Origin of the sequence: Streptomyces reniochalinae (assembly GCF_003323735.1) — a bacterium.
In the GTDB taxonomy this organism is placed as follows: Bacteria; Actinomycetota; Actinomycetes; order Streptomycetales; family Streptomycetaceae; genus Streptomyces; species Streptomyces reniochalinae.
Genome location: NZ_QOIM01000043.1, coordinates 58,151 through 78,247, shown reverse-complemented (window position 1 = coordinate 78,247; position 20,097 = coordinate 58,151). Strand labels below are relative to the sequence as shown.

Below are 20,097 nucleotides of genomic sequence, written 5' to 3'. Positions count from 1 at the left end.
TGGTACAACCTCAAACGCCTGCACAGCAGCCTCGGCTACCGAACCCCCGCCGACTACGAAGCCGCCGCCACAGCGGCCTGACCACCACACCGACGGTGTCCGTCAAAGCGGAACAAGCTCACCCTGCCCCTGCCACGGCAGAACGTACGTCTTTCGAGGGCTGGGTGCTATGCGTTCCGGTGGCCACCAGGGCGCCAAGCTCGTCGATGTCGCACGCCGTGCCGAAGTCTCCACGGGCACGGTCTCGAACGTCCTCAACCACCCTGACCGCGTGCGTGAGGACACCCGCGCACGCGTTGAACTCGCCATCGCAGAGCTCGGATTTGTGAGGGGAGGTGCCACCTCGGAGTACGCGGACCACTGGCGCCGAAACGGCTTCGCCACTTGGCTGTTCACTCCTGCGGTCTCCGGCTGGTACCCGAGGAAGGCTCCACAGGAGGCGCGCCCTGTGCCGATCCTCGGCGAGCCGTGGCCTGGCATCCCGGCACGGGGACGTGGCGCGAGCCAGCGGGCCGAAGCTTGCTGGCTGCCCATCGCCAAGGGCCTCACGCCCCACGGTCTCCGCCACACCCACCGCACGATGATGGAGGACCTCGGCACCGAGAAGGTCCTCATGGATGAGCGCATGGGCCACATCGACGGCTCCATCTCGGCACGCTACGCCCATGTGACCCCGGGCATGCGCAAGCGCCTCCTGCTGGGGCTGACTGAGCAGTGGGAGGGCGCGCTCAACGTACGGCTCGAGATGTGCGCAACGTCGCCTGTGAGGTTGCTGGATTCACTCCTGAAGGCGCGGCAGGCAGGACTCTCATAGGGCAGCCGTGGCCCTTCAGGAGATGTGCGAGGGCACGAGTCACGAAGTGCAAGCCCGCCGGGTGGGAGGAGGGCTTTACCTGGCATGGTGGCTCATTTTCAGCGGGATGCTCGGACAATGAATCCGCCCGGAGCAGTGTCCACGGCGCAGCTTTAGCGGTTTGGCAGGTGGAGTCCTGCCGGTATGGGTGGACTGAACGGCGGGGTCGCTGTTTGCGGCCGGGGCCTGGTGAGGCAGGGTGGAGGCCATGGTGACCTTGGCGAATTCCGCAGTCGACGGTTCTGTGCGAGTAGCCTCCCGCGCGCTGCTGGAGCCGGGGAGCCAGGCGCAGGTCGTGTCGATCTGTGGGGTCGAGGCCCTGTGCTTCTATCGACTGGATGCGGCTGAGCACGCACGGCGAGAGCGAGGTTCAGCTGCGCCGTTGGATCACATGGCGGACCTGGAATCTCTACTGGCTCTGCCCGTGGGCGTTTCTGTCCCTATAGACACGTTGGGGCCAAAAGAGCGGCGTGCTGTCCGTGCCCTGCCAGCTGGGGCCGCTGAACGCAGCCGGACGGCCGTAGTCAGGCAGGCTGTGCGTCCCGTGCACGTGGATCTTGCTGTAGTTCGCGCAGCTAGTTTGCCCCAGGGGCTTCAGAAGGCAGGCCGCTTCGCGCCCTTCTGTCGCCGAGCTGTGGTGCTGGATCGCAGTCCAGCTCGCTCGGATGAAGTACTGGTGGAGGCTAACTTCTACGGAACCGGCGTGTTCGTTGCGTCAGGAAGTGACGTTGAGCTGGTTCTGCAGCCGGAGGAGTATAGGCCGCCTCGACACACCGCTGCCGCCTGGTGGTTCGTCGAGGAGCTGTATCAGCGACTCCGATCAGCTTCCGCTTTCTGACTGGTGGCAAGCTGCTCGGGCGCTGCGAGGGCCCAGCGGTCGAGTTGAGCGGGGGACTTGAAAGCTCCCGGTTGCCTGATTGACGCATTGATCACCGTGTACTGATCCAGAGCCGTCCGGCAGCGGTCGTACCACCACTGCTGACGAGCTAGTCCCGGTTCGGCGGCGGCCAGGGTGCGAAGCCACTCCATGAGGACCGCAACGTTGTGAGCGGCAGCCGAGGCCGGCAGATCGCCGCGATTGCTTGTAAAGGCATCCAGTGCGCGGCTACCACCACAGGACGCGCAGTAACAGACCGGCGTGTCCGCGCCACCGTAGCGCTTGGCGATCGTCTCCCCCAGGAAGAACGCCATCAAGTCCGGGAAGAGAACGTGCGGAGACCGGACGGGGATGCGCTTGTTCGTCTGAGCCTTTTCGCCCGGTGCGACGATGTGCCGGTATCGGCTACTCGTGCCGAAGGCAGTAAAGGCTGCACCAGCGGCCAGAGCACCGAAGGCTGCGAGGTCGGTACGCAGGAGTGCTGCTTCAGGAACTTCCTCGATGAGCTGCTTGAGATGGACTACGGCCTTGGCGTATCGGCCGAGGGGATCCATCTGTCCGCCCAGCATGATCGCCTTAGGGCCCCTGAGCATGCGCAAATAGGCGATGAGTTGACGGGTTGACTCCTCTTCGCGCAACCAGGCGACATCGACCGGAGCGACGAAGATCACTGTTGGGTCGTCAAGTTCCAAGACGCGGCTTACGGCGGCCCGAAGGGAGTCCGAGTCCTCGGCCCTGATATAGCCCGTGGGCGTCATAGCGAGTGTCGCACCAGCATCGCGTTGCTCGGCCAAGGCGAGTTCCAGGGGGTCGTCGAGGAACAGCGTGGGCTCGATGTCGTATGGGAACGGATCGTCTTCTTTTGCGACGCGAGTCTCGTACACAGCGGGGTCGATCAGGAGCGGACTGTCATACCCCTCTTTGAACCGCAGGGTGCCGGCCTTTCTCACGGCGTCGTCTCCGCAGAGGACGAGACCGCTTCGGCCGGGGTCCAGATGCGCCTTGACGTAGCTGAGACGGGAGGTACTGACTTGGATCAGCATGCGGCCGCGCAGCTCTCTCATACCCTCCGACTGCCCTGCCATGGTCGCGGCGTCTGGAGGCTCGGTCAGGTCGGAGCGAGGACGGGGGAGCGGGGGCTCGGCCATGGTCACCTTCGAGTGGTTGGGATCGATGATGAGTCGGCGCCATCGACGTATAGGCGCTGGAAGTCCTCCGGGAGGAGATGGGCGCACGCTGCCACATCCTGAAGACGCATCTGGCGAGTAGTCAGCAAGTGCTGCACGAGAGCGGCGACTCGCTGGGGTTGTTCGGGGGTCACCTCGACAGGCTCTGTCGTTCGGTATCCGAGTGCTGACATCTCGATCATCAAGGTGCGGTATTGCCATTCGCTGATGGTGTTGAGTGTCTGCGCGCGACGTAGGAGAGCCGACATGGAAACGCCCCAAGTGCGCTTCAGATCTGCCAGCCCAGAGAGGTCGATCCCGTCTGAGAACGACGCTCGGATATCGGCGGCTGGCATCAGGAACTCTGCGGCGAAGGCGTCTGCCTGCTTCTCTTGTGCGGACGCTGCCCCGGGCTCCGGGTGCATCACCATGTGCCCCAACTCGTGGGCGATACTGAAGCGGCGACGGTCTCCGGGGGCGCGGGTGTTGGCCAGCAGGAGTGGTTGTTGTCCCTCGGGCCACTGGCTCACGGCATCCAGCAGGTCGCTTTCCAAGTCTTCGGTGAGTACGAGGGCGCCAGCGCCCTCCACCACCCCAACCATGTCGAGCACGGGGCCGGACGGCATGCTCCATTCCCGGCGGAGCCGGCGTGCTGCGTCCTTGGGGGTTACGAGGTCGTTCAACGGAACCCTGAGGAAGCGCAACGGCTCTTCAGGTACACCAGCCTCCGCCGCGAGGCCGTCCAACTGCACTCGCGCTAGGGCCAGGTGGGCATGAACGCGACGTAGTGCAGAAGCGGAGAGGGACGCCTTCTTGCGGTGATGAACCAGGCCCACCCCGACGCCACTTACCTGCGGGTCCAGGCAGAGCAGCGCTGGAGGGTAACCAAGGGCGGCGGCATACAGGTCCAGACGTTCATCGCTAACGATGAGTCGCCCTGCCTCTGCACGGCTCACGTAGCCCTGGGAAACAGTCGTCGCTTCCCCCTGAGACGCCTTGGTCATGGCGGCTGCGACTTCCACCTGCGTCAACCCGCGGGACTCTCGTGCCAACACGAGCATCCCCGGCTGTGCTTCCCGCCTACCCGCTGCCATGTGCCTCTCACCGCCCCATACCAGTCCTCAAAACTGTAGCACGAAATATTCCCCCCTTGATGCGTTGTCCGATTCGGGTGACGAAGAAGTAGGCTCCCAGGGGTGGCGCTGCCTCGGCTCGATCGGCGACGTATGCGGGGTCGACGTGATGCCCTGGTTCAATCCCGAGTGCCGTCAGTTGGGAGTGGGTTTTGGCCCACGGGCCGCTCGCCCTTTGATGGCCGCATCCCGAAGTCGGCTCCCAGATGGCTCCCAAACTGGCCCCCCGACGCACATCAGGCCCGGTACTGATCTCTCAGTACCGGGCCTGACCTGCTGTTCCTTCAGTCGGGGTGGCGGGATTTGAACCCACGACCTCTTCGTCCCGAACGAAGCGCGCTGCCAAGCTGCGCTACACCCCGAAGCAACGAGGACTACTTTAGCTCAGGGGAGCGCTGAGGTGAAATCGGGTTTCCCGGGGCCGGGCGCGCGGGGCCCGGGGTCAGGACTCGCGGGGGTGGAGGGTGAGGAGGGTGGCCTCCGGGGGGCAGGCGAAGCGGACGGGGGTGTAGCGGTTGGTGCCGCAGCCCGCGCTGACGTGGAGGTACGACTCGTGCCCGCCGGCCCGGTGGGTGGAGAGTCCCTTGACCCGCTCGGTGTCGAGGTCGCAGTTGGTGACGAGGGCGCCGTAGAAGGGGACGCAGAGCTGGCCGCCGTGGGTGTGCCCGGCGAGGATCAGGGGGTAGCGGTCCGCGGTGAACGCGTCGAGTACGCGCAGGTACGGAGCGTGTACGACGGCGAGGGAGAGGTCCGCGTCCTCCTCGGGGCCGCCGGCCACCTCGCCGTACCGGTCGCGCTTGATGTGGGGGTCGTCCAGCCCGGTCAGGGCGATCTCCTGGCCGCCGTCCAGTTTGAGGCGGCCCCTGGTGTTGGTCAGGCCGACCCAGCCGGCGGCGTCGAAGGCGTCGCGCAGTTCCTCCCACGGGTTGTGGATGGCGCCGACGGCGGGTGCGTTGCCGTTCAGGCCGTGGCGGCCGCTGGCCTTCTCCCGCAGATACTTCGCGGGGTTGCGCAGCTTCGGTCCGTAGTAGTCGTTCGAGCCGAAGACGTACGCGCCCGGGTACTCCAGCAACGGGCCCAGAGCATCGAGGACTTCGGGGACGCCCTCGGTGTCGGACAGGTTGTCCCCGGTGTTGATCACGAAGTCGGGACGCAGGGCCGCCAGCTCGCGCAGCCACCGCTGCTTCTTGCGCTGGCCGCAGACCATGTGGATGTCGGAGACCTGGAGGACGCGCAGCGGGTGCATGCCGGGCGGCAGGACGGGCACGGAGACCCGTCGCAGGCGGAACGAGCGGGCTTCGACGCCCGCCGCGTATCCCACGCAGGCCGCGCCGAACGCGGTGAGGCCGACGGCTGTCTTGAGGGGAATCCGGTATCGCGCGCGCATGGCCCCATGGTTGCAGACCCGGGCTCGTACGCGGAGGCTCGCGGTGATCACGCGGGCCGGTGCGGGACCTCATATGCGGGGCGTCCGGCATACGGCGGGTGGCACACTGACCTCATGACCACGCTCAAGTCCCGGCTGCAGGACGACCTGACCGCAGCGATCAAGGAGCGCGACGAGCTGCGCTCCGCCACCCTTCGGATGACCCTCGCCGCGATCACGAAGGAGGAGGTCGCGGGCGCCAGCGCGCGCGAGCTCTCCGACGACGAGGTGCAGAAGGTCATCACCCGTGAGGCGAAGAAGCGGCGCGAGGCGGCCGAGGCGTTCGCGGGCGGCGGCCGGACGGAGCAGGCCGAGCGGGAGCGGGCCGAGGGGGAGGTTCTCGCGGACTACCTGCCCCAGCAGCTGTCCGACGAGGAACTGGAGACGCTCGTCGCCGAGGCTGTGGAGGAGGCCCGGTCCTCCGGTGCCGAGGGGCCCAGGGCGATGGGGGCCGTCATGAAGATCGTCAACCCGAGGGTCGGGGACCGTGCGGAGGGCGGCCGCGTCGCCGCGGCCGTCAAGAAGCGCCTCGCGCAGTAGCCCTTCCGGCCCGCAGTAGCCCTTCCGGCCCGCCGGCAGCCGTCCGGGCCCGCCTCCCCGAGAGCCGTGCCGCACCTTCGGACATCCATTGCCGAGTGCATCCATCGCCGGGTGCCGGGGCGTGAGCCCGGGTCCGCCCCCCGGGGCCGGGTCCACCCCCGGGCCCCGGGGGCGAGTCGTGTACGGAGGGTTCCGGTGCTGGCACCGGAACCCCGGTACGGGGACTGACCGTAGGTGGCGCGGATGAACGGGTGAGGGGCGCTCTCCAGCAGGAGAGCGCCCCTCACCGCGCGGCGCCGGCCGCGCCCTGCGTTCGCCGGCGCCCTACGCCGGCGAACGGCCCGTCGGGCCGGTTACGGCCAGCCGCCACCGCCGCCCGCGTCCCATCCGCCGCCCCCGTTGCCGTTTCCGTTGCCGCCGGGCCAGCCGCCTCCGGGATCTCCGATACCGCCGCCGTTGTCGCCGCCTCCGACGAGGTCCGGCGGCACCGACACGTCAGGCCAGGGGTCTGCGGGCGGACCGCCTCCGTCGTCGGCGTCCTCGTCCGGCGGGGATGTGTTCCCGGGCGGCTCGGGGGGCGGCGACTGGGGTTTCTTGCCGCCCTTGCCGTCGCGGATCGGCACGCGGTGGAAGTCGGGCGCGTCCTCGTCCTTGAGCGCGCCCGTCATCGCGTCGCGCCAGATCGGTCCCGGTACCTCGCCGCCGAAGACCTTGGGGTAGGTGTGGCCGCCGATGCTGATGTCGACCATCCGGGTGCGGTGCGCGGGGTCGCCGACCCAGACCGCGCCGGACATGTTCGGGGTGTAGCCGACGAACCAGGCGGCGTACCGCTGGTCGGTCGTGCCCGTCTTGCCCGCGCTGTCGCGGCCGCTCAGCCCGGCCTTCTTGCCGGTGCCGTCCTCGACCACGCCGCGCAGCAGCGTGTTGACCGTGTCGGCGGTCTTGGTCTTCATGGCGCGCTTGCACTCGGTCTTCGGCACGTCGAGCTTCTTGCCCTGCGCGTCGGTGATCGACTCGATGGCGACGGGGGTGCAGTGCACGCCCCGGTTGGCGAGGGTGGCGTAGCCCTCGGCCATCGTCAGCGGTGACATCTCCTGCGTGCCGAGCGAGATCGAGGGGACCTGGTCGATCTTCTTCCCGTCGGCGCGTTCGATGCCCATCTTCTTGGCCATGTCGGTCACCGGGCAGATGCCGGTGTCCCCTATCAGCGAGACGAAGTAGGTGTTGACCGACTTCGCGATCGCTTCCTTCATCCGGTAGGGGCCGACCTCGCTGGAGTTCTCGTTCTCGACCGGTGCCTTGCCGCTCCACTTGCCCTTGCAGGTGTCGACGGGCGACGGGTACTGCATGCGGTAGGGGGAGGGGTACGACTTGGAGGGGGTGACGCCCTTGTCGAGCGCTGCGGCGGCGATCACGGGTTTGAACGTCGAGCCGGGCTGGTAGCCGGCTCCGCCGCCCATGTCGTCGTCCACCGAGAGGTTTATCTGGGTCTCGTTCTTCTGGGCGTTGAAGCCGTAGGGGCGCGACTGGCCCATGCCCAGGATCTTTCCCGTGCCCGGCTGCACGATGGCCGTGGCGGTGGCGACCTTGTCGGACTGGTTGACGTGGGACCGGATCGAGTCCTGGACGGACTTCTGCGCCTTCGGATCGAGCGTGGTCTTGATGGTGAGACCGCCGCGGTTCCACCGCTTGGCGCGCTCCTTGCGGGTGTCGCCGAACGTCTCGGTGTTCAGGAAGACCCGCCGCACGTAGTCGCAGAAGAAGCCGGCGCCCATGGTGGAGGTGATGCACCCGTTCTTGGGGCTGCTCACGTCCAGTCCGAGCGGCTTCTCCTGGGCCTTCTTCGCCTCCTCGCGGGTGATGTGGTGGCGCACGGCCATGCGGTCGAGGACGACGTTGCGCCGCTTGAGGGCCTCGCCCTCGTGGACGACGGGGTCGTAGCGGGTCGGCGACTGTACGAGGCCGGCGATGAGGGCCGCCTCGTCCAGGTCGAGCTCCTTGGCCGACTTGGAGAAGTAGCGCTGGGACGCCGCCTCGACGCCGTAGGCCTGCTGCCCGAAGAAGGCGATGTTGAGGTAGTTCTCCAGGATCTGCTTCTTGCCCAGCTCCTCCTCGACCTGGATCGCGTACTTCAGCTCGCGGATCTTCCGGCCGATGGTCTGCTGGGTGGCCTGGGCGACCTTGTCTGGGTCGTTGCCGGCCTCCTCGACGAAGACGTTCTTCACGTACTGCTGGGTGAGGGTGGAGGCGCCCTGCGAGACCTCGCCGGAGCGGGCGTTGCGGTTCAGCGCCCGCAGGACGCCCTTGAGGTCGACGGCTCCGTGCTTGTAGAAGCGCGCGTCCTCGATGTCGACGATCGCCTTGCGCACGTACGGCGACATGTCGTCGAGGTCCACGACCGTGCGGTCGCGGGAGTAGACCTTGGCGATCTCGCCGCCCTCGTTGTCGAGGATGGTGGTGCGCTGGCTGAGCGGGGGCCGCTTCATGTTGGCCGGCAGTTCGTCGAAGCCCTCGACCGTGCCCTTCGCCGCGAGACCGAGTGTCCCGACGGCGGGCAGCGCGAGCCCGGCCATCACCGCCCCCGCCAGCACACTGACGCCGACGAACTTGGCGATCTGCTGGGGTCGGCTGACTCCGCGGCCCTCGCGCTTCTTAGCCATGAAGAAGAGCCTACGATGCCACGGGCGCGTGGAACCCGCCGGGAAGCGTGGCAAACGCCGGACAGTGCCGTGATCCTCGCCTAGTCTGAGTCCGTCGTCACTCCGGTACCGCTGCTCACCTCCGCCTCACGAGCACTTCTTCCGCCTCATGAGTACCTCACCCGCCTCATGAGCACCCGCGCCCGGCCTCACGAGCATCCTCGGTCCACCTACGAGCACTCTCGCCCCGCCTCACGCGCCTCCTCGGTTCGCCTCACGCGCCTCCTCGGTTCGCCTCACGAGCACGGCGGTGGCGAGGTCGGTGACGGTGCCGGGATCTCCCGGCGGCGTCAGGATCTGGCCGATTACCGGCCCTGCGGGGCCGACCGTGGCCGGTTGCGGGCGGGTTCTCCCTCGCCCCGCCTGCGACGCTGTCCCCTGCGGCACCTTCCCGTCACTCCGTTGGGTGATGTGACAGGCACGCATAGTCCGTTCGGGCCATGCAAGATTGGGCCCGAAGGGGGTGTTGCGTCCTGACTTCTCTTCCGTAACGTCCTCAACTGGCAACGGTGAATATGCCGTTCACCGCCGTGGGGGAGCCTCGATTCGGGAGAGGACGGCACCGGCAATGAGCTGGGTTACAGACTGGAGCGCGCAGGCGGCCTGCCGCTCTACGGATCCGGACGAACTGTTCGTGCAGGGGGCCGCGCAGAACCGCGCGAAGGCCGTGTGCACGGGTTGCCCGGTCCGCACGGAATGTCTCGCCGACGCTCTGGACAACCGCGTGGAGTTCGGAGTCTGGGGAGGAATGACCGAGCGCGAGCGGAGAGCGTTGCTGCGCCGCCGCCCCACGGTCACGTCCTGGCGGCGACTACTGGAGACCGCGCGCTCGGAGTACGAGCGCAGCAGCGGCATCATGCTGCCCGTCGAGATGCAACTCGACGCGGCCGAGAACGAACCGCGGTACGCCGCTGTGGGCTGAGCCTCGCAAGACGCGTGCTGCGAGAGACGTGAGGCGGATCGCGGAGAACCAGGCGAAACGGTCCTGCTGTCGGCCCAGGCGGAAGATCCTGCCGCTCGCTCAGCAGAAACGGTCCTGCCAGGGCTCCGCGCGGTAGGGCGGTGGGTCCGCCCCTCGCGTGGCAGCACGCGGGGACGCTCAGCGGGAGCCGGCCGGCCGGTGCGGGGCGGGTGCCGCCTCCGCGTGCTGGTCGGCGAGGCGCTCCCCGATGGTGCGTAGCCCCGCCAGGTCGTGTACGTCGCCGGGGAGCGCGGGGACTTCGGCGAGCGCCACGTCGGGGTGGAGCGTGGTGAAGCGGTCGCGGGTGCGCCGCTCGCGCGCCAGGAGGCGCATGCGCTCCGCGTGCAGCCTCAAGAGCCCCGCCGCCAGCTCGACGGCGTCATCCGCCGAGGGGGCGTCTGCCGTGGGGGCGTCCGCCGCGTCCGCGACGGACGGCCGCGGACCGGAGTCCGCCGGGGAGTCCGGGGCGGGGGAGCCGTCCTCGGAAGCCCCGGGGGCTTCGGCAGCCATGGAGACTTCGGGTGCCCCGGAGGATTCGCTGTCTGCGCGGCCTGTGCGGCGTGCGGCGTCTTCGGGAGTCACGGGAGCCTGGGGAGCCTTGTGCGCCTCCGGGTCTTCTGGGTCCTCGCGGCCTTCCGCATCGGCCGCCGGGGCACTCCGCACGACACTCTTCCCTGGGCGGTGATCGACAATGCCGTCGATTTCAAGATTTTCGGCAGTGAGTGTCTCCGCCGCGGCCAGGGCACGCTCGGCGCTCAGTCCGGCCGCGGCGCCGCCGTGCATCCGGTTGAGCACGAGTCCTGCCAGCGGCATCCGGTCGGCGGCCAGCCGCTCCACGAAGTACGCGGCTTCGCGCAGCGCGTCACGCTCGGGTGCCGCGACGACGAGGAAGGCGGTGCCCGGTGCCTGGAGCAGCTGGTAGGTCGCGTCGGCGCGGGCGCGGAAGCCGCCGAACATGGTGTCCATCGCGGCCACGAACGTCTGTACGTCGCGCAGCAGCCCCGCGCCCAGCAGCTTGTCGAGGGCGCCGGTGACCAGGGACAGACCGGCCATGGACAGGTTCACGACCTTCATCCCGGCGCGCCCCCCGACCCTCGCCGGGGCCATCAGCATGCGGATGAGCTTCCCGTCGAGGAAGGAGCCGAGTCGCTTGGGGGCGTCGAGGAAGTCCAGGGCGGAGCGGGAGGGCGGGGTGTCGACGACGATCAGGTCCCACTCGTCTCCGGCGCGCAGCTGGCCGAGCTTCTCCATCGCCATGTACTCCTGCGTGCCGGCGAAGCCCGCAGAGAGCGACTGGTAGAAGGGGTTTTCCAGGATCGCCCTGGCGCGTTCGGGGTCGGCGTGCGCCTCGACGACCTCGTCGAACGTCCGCTTCATGTCGAGCATCATCGCGTGAAGTTCACCGCCCGCCGAGGTGTCGATGCCGGGCACCTCGCGGGGGACGTTGTCCAGCTCGGTGAGGCCCATCGACTGGGCGAGCCGCCGTGCGGGGTCGATGGTCAGCACGACGGTCCTGCGGCCGCGCTCCGCCGCGCGCAGGCCCAGCGCGGCGGCCGTGGTGGTCTTGCCGACGCCTCCGGAGCCGCAGCAGACGACGATCCGCGTCGCCGGATCGTCGAGAAGGGGGTCGACGTCCAGCACGTCGGTGGCCGGCGGCGTGCTCATGGAAGCCTCTCCTTGTGGTGGACGGGGTCGGGTTCCCGGAGCCGGGCGGGCTCCGCGGCTCGCGCCGGTGCAGCAGCTCGCGCCCGCTCAACGGCTCGCGCCCGCTCAACGGCTCGCGCCGGTGCCGCGGCTCGTGCCGGATCCGCCGCGCTCACGGGTGTCGTCCTGCGCTCACGCGGGTTCTCCCGGGTGCCACTGGTCGTGTAGTTCGGTGGCGAGCCCGTAGAGGCCGGGCAGGTCCACGCCCTCGCTCAGCCGGCCGAGTTCCCGCACGGGCAGTTCCTGCGCGCCCAGTTCGGTGCGCAGGCCGCGTTCGAGGGCGACGCGCTCGGCGTGCTCCCTGCCCTGTGCCAGCAGCGGTGCGACGAGCCGCTCGGCCCGCCCGCCGGCCCGTGCGCCGCCGAGTCCGGCGTGGGAGAAGGCCAGGGCGAGGGCGCCGGTGAGCTGATCGGTGTGGCGGTGCGGGGCGAGGAGCTGTTCCTCGCCGGGGAGGCTCTCGCGCACCATGTTCACCACGACGGAGGCGGCCGGGAGCCCCGCGGCCCGCAGTTCGGCGATGCCGTCGACGGTCTCCTGGACCGGCATCTCCTCCAGCAGCGTCACCAGGTGCACCGCGGTCTGGGGCGACTTGAGGACGCGCATCACGGCCTGGGCCTGGTTGTGGACGGGGCCGACCTTGGCGAGCCCCGCGACCTCCTCGTTGACGCCGAGGAAGCGGGTGATGCGGCCGGTGGGCGGGGCGTCCATGACGACGGCGTCGTAGACGGGACGCTGCCGCTTGTCCCGGCGGCGGACTGCCTCACACGCCTTTCCGGTCAGCAGCACGTCGCGCAGTCCGGGGGCGATCGTCGTCGCGAAGTCGATGGCCCCCAGCCGTTTGAGGGCCCGGCCCGCGCTGCCGAGTTTGTAGAACATCTGGAGGTAGTCGAGGAGGGCCCGCTCGGCGTCGATGGCCAGCGCGTGGACCTCGCCGTCCCCGTGCGAGACGGCGATCTTGCGCTCCTCGTAGGGCAGCGGTGCGGTCTCGAAGAGCTGTGCGATGCCCTGGCGGCCCTCCACCTCGACGAGCAGCGTCCGCTTCCCGCCGCGCGCCAGCGCCAGCGCGAGAGCGGCGGCGACCGTCGTCTTGCCGGTGCCGCCCTTGCCGGTCACTACGTGAAGCCTGCCCACGGCTGGGAGCCTAATTCTTCGCCGTCGGACGGGCGAGACCCGGCCGGGAACCGGTGAGCGCGCGGGGCCGCGACGGCGGCGGTTTCCAAGGCGTGACGGGCGGCCGGTTCCGGTGGCCTGGGAGGCGCCGTTCACGTGCGGTGGGGGCGGACGTCCACGCGGCGTGAGGGTGGCCGTCCGTGTGCCGCGAGGGTGGCCGTTCACGCGGCGTGGGGAAGGCCGCGCGTTCGTTAGGGTCTTCCCATGACGAAGTGGGAATACGCGACCGTGCCCCTGTTGGTGCACGCGACCAAGCAGATTCTGGACACCTGGGGCGAGGACGGCTGGGAGCTCGTCCAGGTCGTGCCAGGACCGAACAACCCCGAGCAGCTCGTGGCCTACCTGAAGCGGGAGAAGCAGGCGTGAGTGCGGTCGAGGACAGGATCGCGCAGCTGGGACTGTCCCTGCCCGAGACCGCCACCCCGGCCGGCGTCTACGTGCCGGCCGTACGCACCGGTCGGTACGTGTACACCGCGGGGCAGCTTCCGCTGGTGTCGGGCACGCTGCCGACGACCGGCAAGGTCGGTGCGGAGGTCACGCCGGAAGAGGCGAAGGACCTGGCGCGTACCGCCGCGCTGAACGCCCTGTCCGCCGTGAAGTCCGTCGCCGGCGACCTGGACCGCGTCGCACGTGTCGTCAAGGTCACCGGTTTCGTCGCGTCCGCACCCGACTTCACCGGTCAGCCGGGCGTCATCAACGGCGCCAGCGAGCTGCTCGGTGAGGTGCTGGGCGACAAGGGCGTGCACGCGCGCAGCGCGGTCGGTGTGGCCGTCCTGCCGCTGGACGCCCCCGTCGAGGTCGAGGTCCAGGTCGAACTGACCGACTGAGACGCCCGCCGGGCACGTCGGAACAGGCGGAACCGGGCACCCTGGCGGTGCTCGTGGCCCGCCGCCTCTCGAACATCGGGGCGGCGGGCCGTAGCATCCGCCCATGTCGTCCACCTCCTCCGCCGCGTCCGCCTCGCCTTCCGGGAGCCGCCGGCCCCCCACGGGGACGGGTCAGGACCCCGTCGGGACGGGCCAGGGGCCCGCCGGGGCCGGGCAGCAGCCCGCAGGGACAGGGCAGGCGCCTGCCGGGAGGGGCCAGTGGTACCCGCCCGAGTGGCCCGAGCGCATCCGCGCACTGGCCGCCGGCGAGCTCACCCCGGTGACCCCGCGTACCGCCGCAACCGTCATGCTCCTGCGGGACACCGCTGAGGGCCCCGTCGTCCACATGCTGCGCCGCCGCACCTCCATGGCCTTCGCGGGTGGCGCCTACGCCTACCCCGGCGGCTCCGTCGATCCGCGGGACGCCCGTGGGGCCGACACGGCGGGGCCCACCCCCGCGCAGTGGGCGGAACGGCTGGGCACCGACGAGGCGACGGCACACGCGATCGTCTGCGCCGCCGTACGGGAGACGTTCGAGGAGTCGGGCGTGCTGCTGGCCGGGCCCGACCCGCACACCGTCGTCGCCGACACCACGGGGGACGACTGGGAGGCCGACCGCGCAGCCCTGGTCGCACACGAACTGTCCTTCGCCGGCTTCCTCGACCGCCGGGGACTCGTCCTGCGGAGCGACCTGCTGGGCGCGTGGGCCCGCTGGATCACACCCGAGTTCGAGAAACGGCGCTACGACACGTACTTCTTCGTCGCCGCCCTCCCCGAAGGGCAGCGCACCCGCAACGCCTCCACCGAGGCCGACCGCACCGTCTGGGTACGCCCCCAGGAGGCCGCAGCCGGGTACGACAGAGGCGACCTGCTGATGATGCCGCCCACCATCGCCACCCTGCGCGCGCTCGCGCCGTACACGGGTGTGGCGGGCGCGCTGGCCGGATCCGCCGCGCGCGATCTGACACCGGTGGTCGCGCGGGCCCGCCTGGAGGGCGGGGAGATCGTGCTCAGCTGGCCTGGACACGACGAGTTCACCAAGAGGATCGATCCCGCATGACCGACGCCGCAGCACTCCCGGGGCAGCCCCGCTCAGGTGACATCACCGGCTGGGCGAGCCCCCGCGCGTACTGCGTCCTGGCGCCCAACCCCTCGCCCATGACGCTCGACGGCACCAACACCTGGATCGTGGCCGAGCCGGACTCCGACCTGGCCGTCGTCATCGACCCGGGGCCGCTGGACGACACGCACCTGCGGGACGTCGTCGCCACCGTCGAGCGGCAGGGCAGACAGGTGGCGCTCACGCTGCTCACCCACGGCCACCCGGATCACGCGGAGGGCGCGGCGCGCTTCGCCGAGCTGACGGGCACGCCCGTACGCGCCCTCGATCCGGCGCTCCGCCTGGGCGAGGAGGGGCTGGCCGGCGGGGACGTCGTCACGACGGGCGGCCTCGAACTGCGCGTCGTGCCCACTCCCGGACACACCGCCGACTCGCTCTCCTTCCACCTGCCCGCCGACGCCGCCGTCCTGACGGGCGACACGGTGCTCGGACGTGGCACCACCGTCGTCGCCCACCCGGACGGCAGGCTCGGTGACTACCTCGACTCCCTGCGCGCCCTGCGCTCCCTGACGGTCGACGACGGCGTCAGCCACGTCCTGCCCGGGCACGGCCCCGTACTCGCCGACGCGCAGGGCGCCCTCGACCACTACCTGGCCCACCGCGCCACACGGCTCGCCCAGGTGGAGACCGCCGTCGAGGAAGGGCACCGCACCGCGGACGAGGTCGTGGCCCACGTCTACGCGGACGTCGACAGGTCGCTGTGGCCCGCGGCGCAGCTGTCCGTACGGGCACAGCTCGACTACCTCGCGGAGCGCGGACTGGTGTGACCACGTGTAAGGGGCGTCCTCCATGGAGGACGCCCCTTACACGACGCACTGACGCGCACGGCCTGGGTAACGCACGGGACGCGCGTGAGGTGCACGATGGTGAGGGAGGCGGGTCAGCGGGAGCGCTTGGCCAGCCGCTCGATGTCCAGCAGGATCACGGCACGGGCCTCCAGCCGCAGCCAACCGCGCCCCGCGAAGTCGGCCAGCGCCTTGTTGACCGTCTCGCGGGAGGCGCCCACCAGCTGCGCCAGCTCCTCCTGCGTGAGGTCGTGCACGACGTGGATGCCCTCCTCGGACTGCACCCCGAACCGCCGGGACAGATCGAGCAGCTGCTTGGCCACACGCCCGGGAACGTCGGAGAAGACCAGGTCGGACATGGAGTCGTTGGTGCGCCGCAGCCGCCGGGCGATCGCCCGCAGCAGGGCCGAGGCCACCTCGGGGCGGGCGTTCAGCCAGGGCTGTAGGTCGCCGTGGCCCAGACCCAGCAGCTTGACCTCGGTCAGCGCCGAGGCCGTAGCCGTACGCGGACCCGGGTCGAACAGGGACAGCTCACCGATCAGCTCGCCCGGGCCCAGAACCGCGAGCATGTTCTCCCGGCCGTCGGGCGAGGTGCGGTGCAGCTTCACCTTGCCCTCGGTCACCACGTAGAGGCGGTCACCCGGGTCACCCTCGTGGAAGAGGGCCTCACCGCGAGCCAGCGTCGTCTCCGTCATGGAGGCGCGCAGCTCAGCGGCCTGCTCCTCATCGAGCGCCGCGAAGAGCGGGGCGCGCCGCAGAACGTCGTCCACGAGTTCTCTCCTTGTCGACCTGCCCATGGGGTCCGTGGATCCCATGATGCCGGACGGTGAAACCATGCGATCAGTCACAGCAATCAGTCCCAAGTTTGACGCACTCATGCCGTGAGCCCCAACGCGGGGCGCGCTAGGGCCGCGGATCGGCTGCGTGAGCCACGAATGTCGGTGGGCGCCCTTACGCTGGCCGAGTGTCCCCCGGCCACGGAGTGAAGCGACGGGCGGGGGCCTGGACGGGTGACGGTGACGGAGGATTCCGCTGTGAGCGAACACGAGTCCCCCAAGGGGACGACGGGCCGGACGACGACGGGCAAGAAGGCCGCCCCGGAGCCCGGGAAGGCCGCTCCGAAGAAGGCGTCCCCCGAGAAGGCGGCCACCAAGCGCGCCGCCACCAGAACGGCCCCCACGGCATCCACCGGCGCCACCGGAACGAAGGCGACGGCCGCGACGAAGAAGGCAGCCGCCACGAAGGCGACGGCCGCCACGAAGGCGACGGCCGCCACGAAGAAGACGGCTGCCACGAAGAAGGCGGCTGCGGGGAAGTCGGCGGCCCCGGCGAAGAAGACGGCAGCCGCCTCGAAGGCAGCCGCCACGAAGACAGCCGCGAAGAAGGGCACCGCCTCGAAGAAGGGGGTGGCGGGGAAGAAGGCCACGGCCGCCAAGCAGGCGGCCGGCACGAGGCCGGAGTCGCAGGAGTCCAAGGCGAAGCGGGCGGCGCGGATCAACGACGCGCTGGCTGAGGTGTACTACTACGCTCACCCGGAACTCGATTTCGAGAATCCGTTCGAATTGCTGGTGGCGACCGTCCTCTCCGCCCAGACGACCGACCTGCGCGTCAACCAGACGACCCCCGCCCTCTTCGCCGCCTACCCCACCCCCGAGGACCTGGCCGCCGCCAACCCGGAGGAGCTCGAGGAGCTGATCCGTCCCACGGGTTTCTTCCGCTCGAAGGCGAAGTCGCTGCTGGGGCTCTCGGCCGCCCTGCGAGACGACTTCGGCGGCGAGGTTCCGGGCACCGTCGAGGAGCTGGTGAAGCTGCCGGGCGTCGGCCGCAAGACGGCGTTCGTGGTGATGGGCAACGCGTTCGGCCTCCCGGGACTGACCGTCGACACCCACTTCGGCCGGCTTGTGCGCCGTTGGAAGCTCACCGAGCAGACGGACGCCGTGAAGGTCGAGCAGGAGATCGACGACCTGCTGCCCGAGAGCGAGTGGACGATGTTCTCGCACCGTACGATCTTCCACGGCCGCCGCATCTGTCACTCCCGCAAGCCCGCCTGCGGTGCCTGCCCCATCGCCGAGCTGTGCCCTTCGTACGGGGAGGGCGAGACCGATCCGGAGAAGGCGAAGAAGCTGCTCAAGTACGAGATGGGCGGTCAGCCGGGGCAGCGTCTCAAGCCGCCGGCCGACTACCCGGGGCAGCCCGCGCCGCCGCTGCCCTCGCGTGCGGCGGCCGAGGGCGGCAGCGGAGCCGCCCGGTGACGCCTGCCAGGCACCACTCCCATCAGTCCCACCACGCCCACAGCTCCCACGAGTCCGATCACTCCCGCCACTCCGGCCAGTCCGACCAGTCCGATCACTCCCGCCACTCCGGCCAGTCCCGCCGCTTCCAGCCCTCCCCGCCGCCCGCCGCCGGTCTGCCGGAGGTGGAGGTCAGCGGGCGCGGTCTGCCCGACTGGCTGGCGCCTGTGCGGGACGCCGCCGAGACGGTGGAGGCGAGCCAGCTCAGCCGTTTTCTGCCGCCGCCCGACGGCGGTGGCCGACCCTCCGCCGTCCTCGTGCTGTTCGGAGAGGGCAAGGAGGGGCCGGAGCTGCTGTTGATCCAGCGGGCCTCCAGCCTGCGCTCGCACGCCGGGCAGCCGTCGTTTCCCGGGGGCTCGCTCGATCCGGAGGACGGCGATCCGCAGGGGGACGGGAGGCTGCGTGCGGCGCTCCGCGAGGCGGAGGAGGAGACGGGACTCGACCCCTCCGGCGTTCAGGTGTTCGGAGTGCTGCCGAGCCTGTACATCCCGGTCAGCGGCTTCGTCGTCACGCCCGTGCTCGGCTGGTGGCGCCGCCCGAGCCCGGTGGCGCCCGTGGACCCGGCCGAGACGGCACGCGTGTTCACCGTTCCCGTCACCGAGCTCACCGACCCGGCCAACCGGGCCATGGCCGTCCACCCGGCCGGGCACGTGGGCCCTGCCTTCATGGTCGGCTCCGCGCTGGTGTGGGGGTTCACCGCGGGCGTCATCGACCGGCTCCTGCACTACGCCGGCTGGGAGCGCCCCTGGGACCACGACCGCCGGGTGCCCCTCGACTGGCACGCGTGATCCTCGCCCCGCGCCCTCATGAGACGGTGTCTCTTCCGTCCCCCGTACGTTCCACACGGAGCGCCCGTGAGGAGAAACGGGCGGGGCAGGTCGATGTGAACCCGAGGCGAGGATGATTCGGTGAACGTGCTGGACGTACTGCTGATCGTGGCAGCCGTGTGGTTCGCGATCGTCGGATACCGTCAGGGCTTCGTCGTCGGCATCCTGTCCGTCCTCGGTTTCCTGGGCGGCGGTCTGGTGGCGCTGCTCGTGCTGCCGCTGCTGTGGGACCAGTTCACCGACGGGAGCCGGCCCGGCCCCGGGATGGCGATCGGCGCCGTGGTCGTCGTGATCGTCTGCGCCTCGGTCGGGCAGGCACTCACCACCCATCTGGGCAACAAGCTGCGGCAGTACATCACCTGGTCGCCCGCGCGTGCGCTGGATGCGACCGGGGGTGCGCTCGTCAACGTCCTCGCGATGCTGTTCGTCGCCTGGCTGCTGGGCACGGCACTGGCCGGCACGTCCCTCACGACGCCCGGCAAGGAGGTACGCGGCTCGGCGATCCTGCACGGCGTCGACCAGGTCATGCCGGAGCAGAGCAACCGCTGGTTCGACGACTTCGCCTCGCTGCTGGCCGAGAACGGCTACCCGCAGGTCTTCTCGCCGTTCTCCGACGAGCCGATCCGCGACGTCTCCCCGCCCGACCCGAAGCTGGCGGGCAGCCCCGTGGCCGAGCGCGCCTCACGCAGCATCGTCAAGGTCGTCGGTACGGCGCCCGGCTGCGGCAAGGAGCTGGAGGGCACCGGGTTCGTCTTCTCGCCCGGCAAGGTGCTGACCAACGCGCACGTCGTCGGCGGCGTCGAGCATCCGACCGTACAGATCGGCGGCGAGGGAGCGCGCCACGAGGGCCGCGTCGTGCTCTACGACTGGAAGCGCGACATCGCCGTCGTCGACGTCCCCGGGCTGCGCGCGCCCGTGCTGCGCTTCGCCGAGCAGGACGCCGACAGCGGGGACGGCGCCATCGTCGCCGGCTTCCCGGAGAACGGCGGCTACGACGTACGCTCCGCGCGGGTACGCGGCCGCGTCCACGCCAAGGGCCCCGACATCTACCACCGGGGCACCGTCAACCGCGACGTCTACTCCCTCTACGCCATGATCCGGCAGGGCAACTCCGGCGGCCCGCTGCTCACGCCCGACGGCCGGGTCTACGGCGTCGTGTTCGCCAAGTCCCTGGACGACGACCGCACCGGCTACGCGCTGAGCATCGACGAGATCCGCGACGACATCGTCCGGGGCCGCACGGCACAGCGACCGGTCGACACCCAGGGCTGCGCGCTGTGAGGCGTAGCCCCTCGCTCCGAGGCCGGGTCTTGGGCGCCGCCGAGGCGTCGGGGCCCGCGAGGTCAGGTGCGGGTGTGCCGCAGTCTGGCGCCCACCCAGCGCGCCCGGCGGCGCAGGATGCGTGAAATGCCCAGCTCGGCGTGCGCGGGATGCGGCCGGGCGGCGGCACGCGGGGAGAACTGACCGCGGTGTCCCCTCAGATGCCCGCGGTTGCGTGCCACGTCACCAAAGTCGTGCGTCAAGCCCATACCGGCTCCCTGCCCCTGGGTCATGGTCAGTAATCGCCCGTACGCCCCTCATTCGGCCTATGCGCCGGGCATGTGTACGAGACGGAAGAGAAACGGGCTGGAAAGGGGAGGGAGAGGGGAGGGAAAGTGTGACCTCCGCGGCCCGGCGGC

17 protein-coding genes, 1 tRNA gene and 1 pseudogene are annotated in these 20,097 nt (G+C 70.2%); 10 read left to right on the top strand and 9 right to left on the bottom strand.

The annotated features are described in order from the left end of the window. Positions 1–118: 118 nt before the first annotated feature. Positions 119–814 (top strand): annotated as a pseudogene (locus DQ392_RS29370) (LacI family DNA-binding transcriptional regulator); the annotation flags it as partial. A gap of 846 nt (positions 815–1,660) precedes the next feature. Here the strand turns inward: DQ392_RS29370 and DQ392_RS29365 are convergent. The 4 genes from DQ392_RS29365 to DQ392_RS29350 all read right to left on the bottom strand — a co-directional run bounded on the left by DQ392_RS29365 (position 1,661) and on the right by DQ392_RS29350 (position 5,416). After that, positions 1,661–2,773: a DUF2752 domain-containing protein gene (locus DQ392_RS29365; RefSeq protein WP_181856630.1), complete on the bottom strand. Its 1,113-nt coding sequence runs from the start codon at positions 2,771–2,773 to the stop codon at positions 1,661–1,663. 107 nt (positions 2,774–2,880) lie between these two features. Next, positions 2,881–3,957, bottom strand: a complete 1,077-nt coding sequence (locus tag DQ392_RS29360) for an ImmA/IrrE family metallo-endopeptidase (RefSeq protein ID WP_114018747.1) — start codon at positions 3,955–3,957, stop codon at positions 2,881–2,883. Positions 3,958–4,317: 360 nt separating this feature from the next. Continuing rightward, positions 4,318–4,391 (bottom strand) — tRNA-Pro (locus DQ392_RS29355). An 80-nt stretch (positions 4,392–4,471) separates the two neighbouring features. Beyond that, the gene (locus DQ392_RS29350; RefSeq protein ID WP_114018746.1) at positions 4,472–5,416 is read right to left on the bottom strand and encodes a metallophosphoesterase; all 945 of its coding nucleotides are present in this window, start codon (positions 5,414–5,416) and stop codon (positions 4,472–4,474) included. A 114-nt stretch (positions 5,417–5,530) separates the two neighbouring features. Between DQ392_RS29350 and DQ392_RS29345 the strand changes: the two genes are divergently transcribed. Beyond that, complete coding sequence (locus DQ392_RS29345) at positions 5,531–5,995, top strand: GatB/YqeY domain-containing protein (protein ID WP_114018745.1); 465 nt, start codon at positions 5,531–5,533, stop codon at positions 5,993–5,995. A gap of 353 nt (positions 5,996–6,348) precedes the next feature. Here the strand turns inward: DQ392_RS29345 and DQ392_RS29340 are convergent, their stop codons facing one another. After that, the gene (locus DQ392_RS29340) at positions 6,349–8,655 is read right to left on the bottom strand and encodes a transglycosylase domain-containing protein (protein ID WP_114018744.1); all 2,307 of its coding nucleotides are present in this window, start codon (positions 8,653–8,655) and stop codon (positions 6,349–6,351) included. A 607-nt stretch (positions 8,656–9,262) separates the two neighbouring features. Between DQ392_RS29340 and DQ392_RS29330 the strand changes: the two genes are divergently transcribed. Beyond that, entirely contained in the window at positions 9,263–9,616 is a 354-nt protein-coding gene (locus DQ392_RS29330) for a WhiB family transcriptional regulator (protein ID WP_114018743.1), read from the top strand. Between the two features lie 177 nt (positions 9,617–9,793). Here DQ392_RS29330 and bagB read toward each other — a convergent pair whose 3' ends face one another. Both bagB and bagA read right to left on the bottom strand, forming a co-directional pair. Then, on the bottom strand, positions 9,794–11,320 hold the full coding sequence (gene bagB / locus DQ392_RS29325; RefSeq protein ID WP_114018742.1) for an ATPase BagB: 1,527 nt from the start codon (positions 11,318–11,320) through the stop codon (positions 9,794–9,796). 171 nt (positions 11,321–11,491) lie between these two features. Beyond that, positions 11,492–12,490 carry an ATPase BagA gene (bagA, locus tag DQ392_RS29320; RefSeq protein WP_114018741.1) on the bottom strand — a complete coding sequence of 333 codons (999 nt, stop codon included), beginning with the start codon at positions 12,488–12,490 and terminating at the stop codon, positions 11,492–11,494. Positions 12,491–12,733: 243 nt separating this feature from the next. Between bagA and sp36 the strand changes: the two genes are divergently transcribed. The 4 genes from sp36 (at position 12,734) to DQ392_RS29300 (ending at position 15,282) form a co-directional block, all read left to right on the top strand. After that, on the top strand, positions 12,734–12,895 hold the full coding sequence (sp36, locus tag DQ392_RS29315) for a Sp36 family protein (RefSeq protein WP_003975360.1): 162 nt from the start codon (positions 12,734–12,736) through the stop codon (positions 12,893–12,895). Continuing rightward, positions 12,892–13,356 (top strand): RidA family protein, encoded by a 465-nt coding sequence (locus DQ392_RS29310; protein ID WP_114018740.1) that lies wholly within the window; start codon positions 12,892–12,894, stop codon positions 13,354–13,356. Before sp36 ends, DQ392_RS29310 begins: the two co-directional genes overlap by 4 nt. A 103-nt stretch (positions 13,357–13,459) precedes the next feature. Beyond that, a complete protein-coding gene (locus DQ392_RS29305) occupies positions 13,460–14,455 on the top strand; it encodes an NUDIX hydrolase (protein WP_245982124.1) in 996 nt (331 codons plus the stop codon). After that, entirely contained in the window at positions 14,452–15,282 is an 831-nt protein-coding gene (locus tag DQ392_RS29300; RefSeq protein WP_114018739.1) for an MBL fold metallo-hydrolase, read from the top strand. Before DQ392_RS29305 ends, DQ392_RS29300 begins: the two co-directional genes overlap by 4 nt. 113 nt (positions 15,283–15,395) lie before the next feature. On the opposite strand, the gene DQ392_RS29295 is transcribed toward DQ392_RS29300, so the two are convergent. Then, a complete protein-coding gene (locus DQ392_RS29295; protein WP_016473040.1) occupies positions 15,396–16,070 on the bottom strand; it encodes a Crp/Fnr family transcriptional regulator in 675 nt (224 codons plus the stop codon). A gap of 264 nt (positions 16,071–16,334) precedes the next feature. Between DQ392_RS29295 and nth the strand changes: the two genes are divergently transcribed. The 3 genes from nth (at position 16,335) to DQ392_RS29280 (ending at position 19,699) form a co-directional block, all read left to right on the top strand. Further along, positions 16,335–17,552, top strand: coding sequence for an endonuclease III (gene nth, locus DQ392_RS29290; RefSeq protein ID WP_114018738.1), 1,218 nt, complete (start codon positions 16,335–16,337; stop codon positions 17,550–17,552). Between the two features lie 155 nt (positions 17,553–17,707). Next, the gene (locus DQ392_RS29285; RefSeq protein ID WP_114018754.1) at positions 17,708–18,379 is read left to right on the top strand and encodes an NUDIX hydrolase; all 672 of its coding nucleotides are present in this window, start codon (positions 17,708–17,710) and stop codon (positions 18,377–18,379) included. A gap of 120 nt (positions 18,380–18,499) precedes the next feature. Then, positions 18,500–19,699: a MarP family serine protease gene (locus DQ392_RS29280; protein ID WP_114018737.1), complete on the top strand. Its 1,200-nt coding sequence runs from the start codon at positions 18,500–18,502 to the stop codon at positions 19,697–19,699. 62 nt (positions 19,700–19,761) lie between these two features. On the opposite strand, the gene DQ392_RS29275 is transcribed toward DQ392_RS29280, so the two are convergent. Continuing rightward, entirely contained in the window at positions 19,762–19,947 is a 186-nt protein-coding gene (locus DQ392_RS29275; RefSeq protein ID WP_114018736.1) for a hypothetical protein, read from the bottom strand. Positions 19,948–20,097: the final 150 nt, after the last annotated feature.

Excerpts from the sequence above, each read along its gene's own strand:
- sp36 (WP_003975360.1), top strand. The coding sequence starts at position 12,734 with ATGACGAAGTGGGAATACGCGACCGTGCCCCTGTTGGTGCACGCGACC.
- DQ392_RS29350 (WP_114018746.1), bottom strand. The coding sequence starts at position 5,416 with ATGCGCGCGCGATACCGGATTCCCCTCAAGACAGCCGTCGGCCTCACC.
- DQ392_RS29360 (WP_114018747.1), bottom strand. The coding sequence starts at position 3,957 with ATGCTCGTGTTGGCACGAGAGTCCCGCGGGTTGACGCAGGTGGAAGTC.
- DQ392_RS29330 (WP_114018743.1), top strand. The coding sequence starts at position 9,263 with ATGAGCTGGGTTACAGACTGGAGCGCGCAGGCGGCCTGCCGCTCTACG.
- DQ392_RS29275 (WP_114018736.1), bottom strand. The coding sequence starts at position 19,947 with ATGGGCTTGACGCACGACTTTGGTGACGTGGCACGCAACCGCGGGCAT.
- bagB (WP_114018742.1), bottom strand. The coding sequence starts at position 11,320 with ATGAGCACGCCGCCGGCCACCGACGTGCTGGACGTCGACCCCCTTCTC.
- DQ392_RS29340 (WP_114018744.1), bottom strand. The coding sequence starts at position 8,655 with ATGGCTAAGAAGCGCGAGGGCCGCGGAGTCAGCCGACCCCAGCAGATC.
- DQ392_RS29365 (WP_181856630.1), bottom strand. The coding sequence starts at position 2,773 with ATGCTGATCCAAGTCAGTACCTCCCGTCTCAGCTACGTCAAGGCGCAT.
- DQ392_RS29305 (WP_245982124.1), top strand. The coding sequence starts at position 13,460 with ATGTCGTCCACCTCCTCCGCCGCGTCCGCCTCGCCTTCCGGGAGCCGC.
- DQ392_RS29345 (WP_114018745.1), top strand. The coding sequence starts at position 5,531 with ATGACCACGCTCAAGTCCCGGCTGCAGGACGACCTGACCGCAGCGATC.
- DQ392_RS29300 (WP_114018739.1), top strand. The coding sequence starts at position 14,452 with ATGACCGACGCCGCAGCACTCCCGGGGCAGCCCCGCTCAGGTGACATC.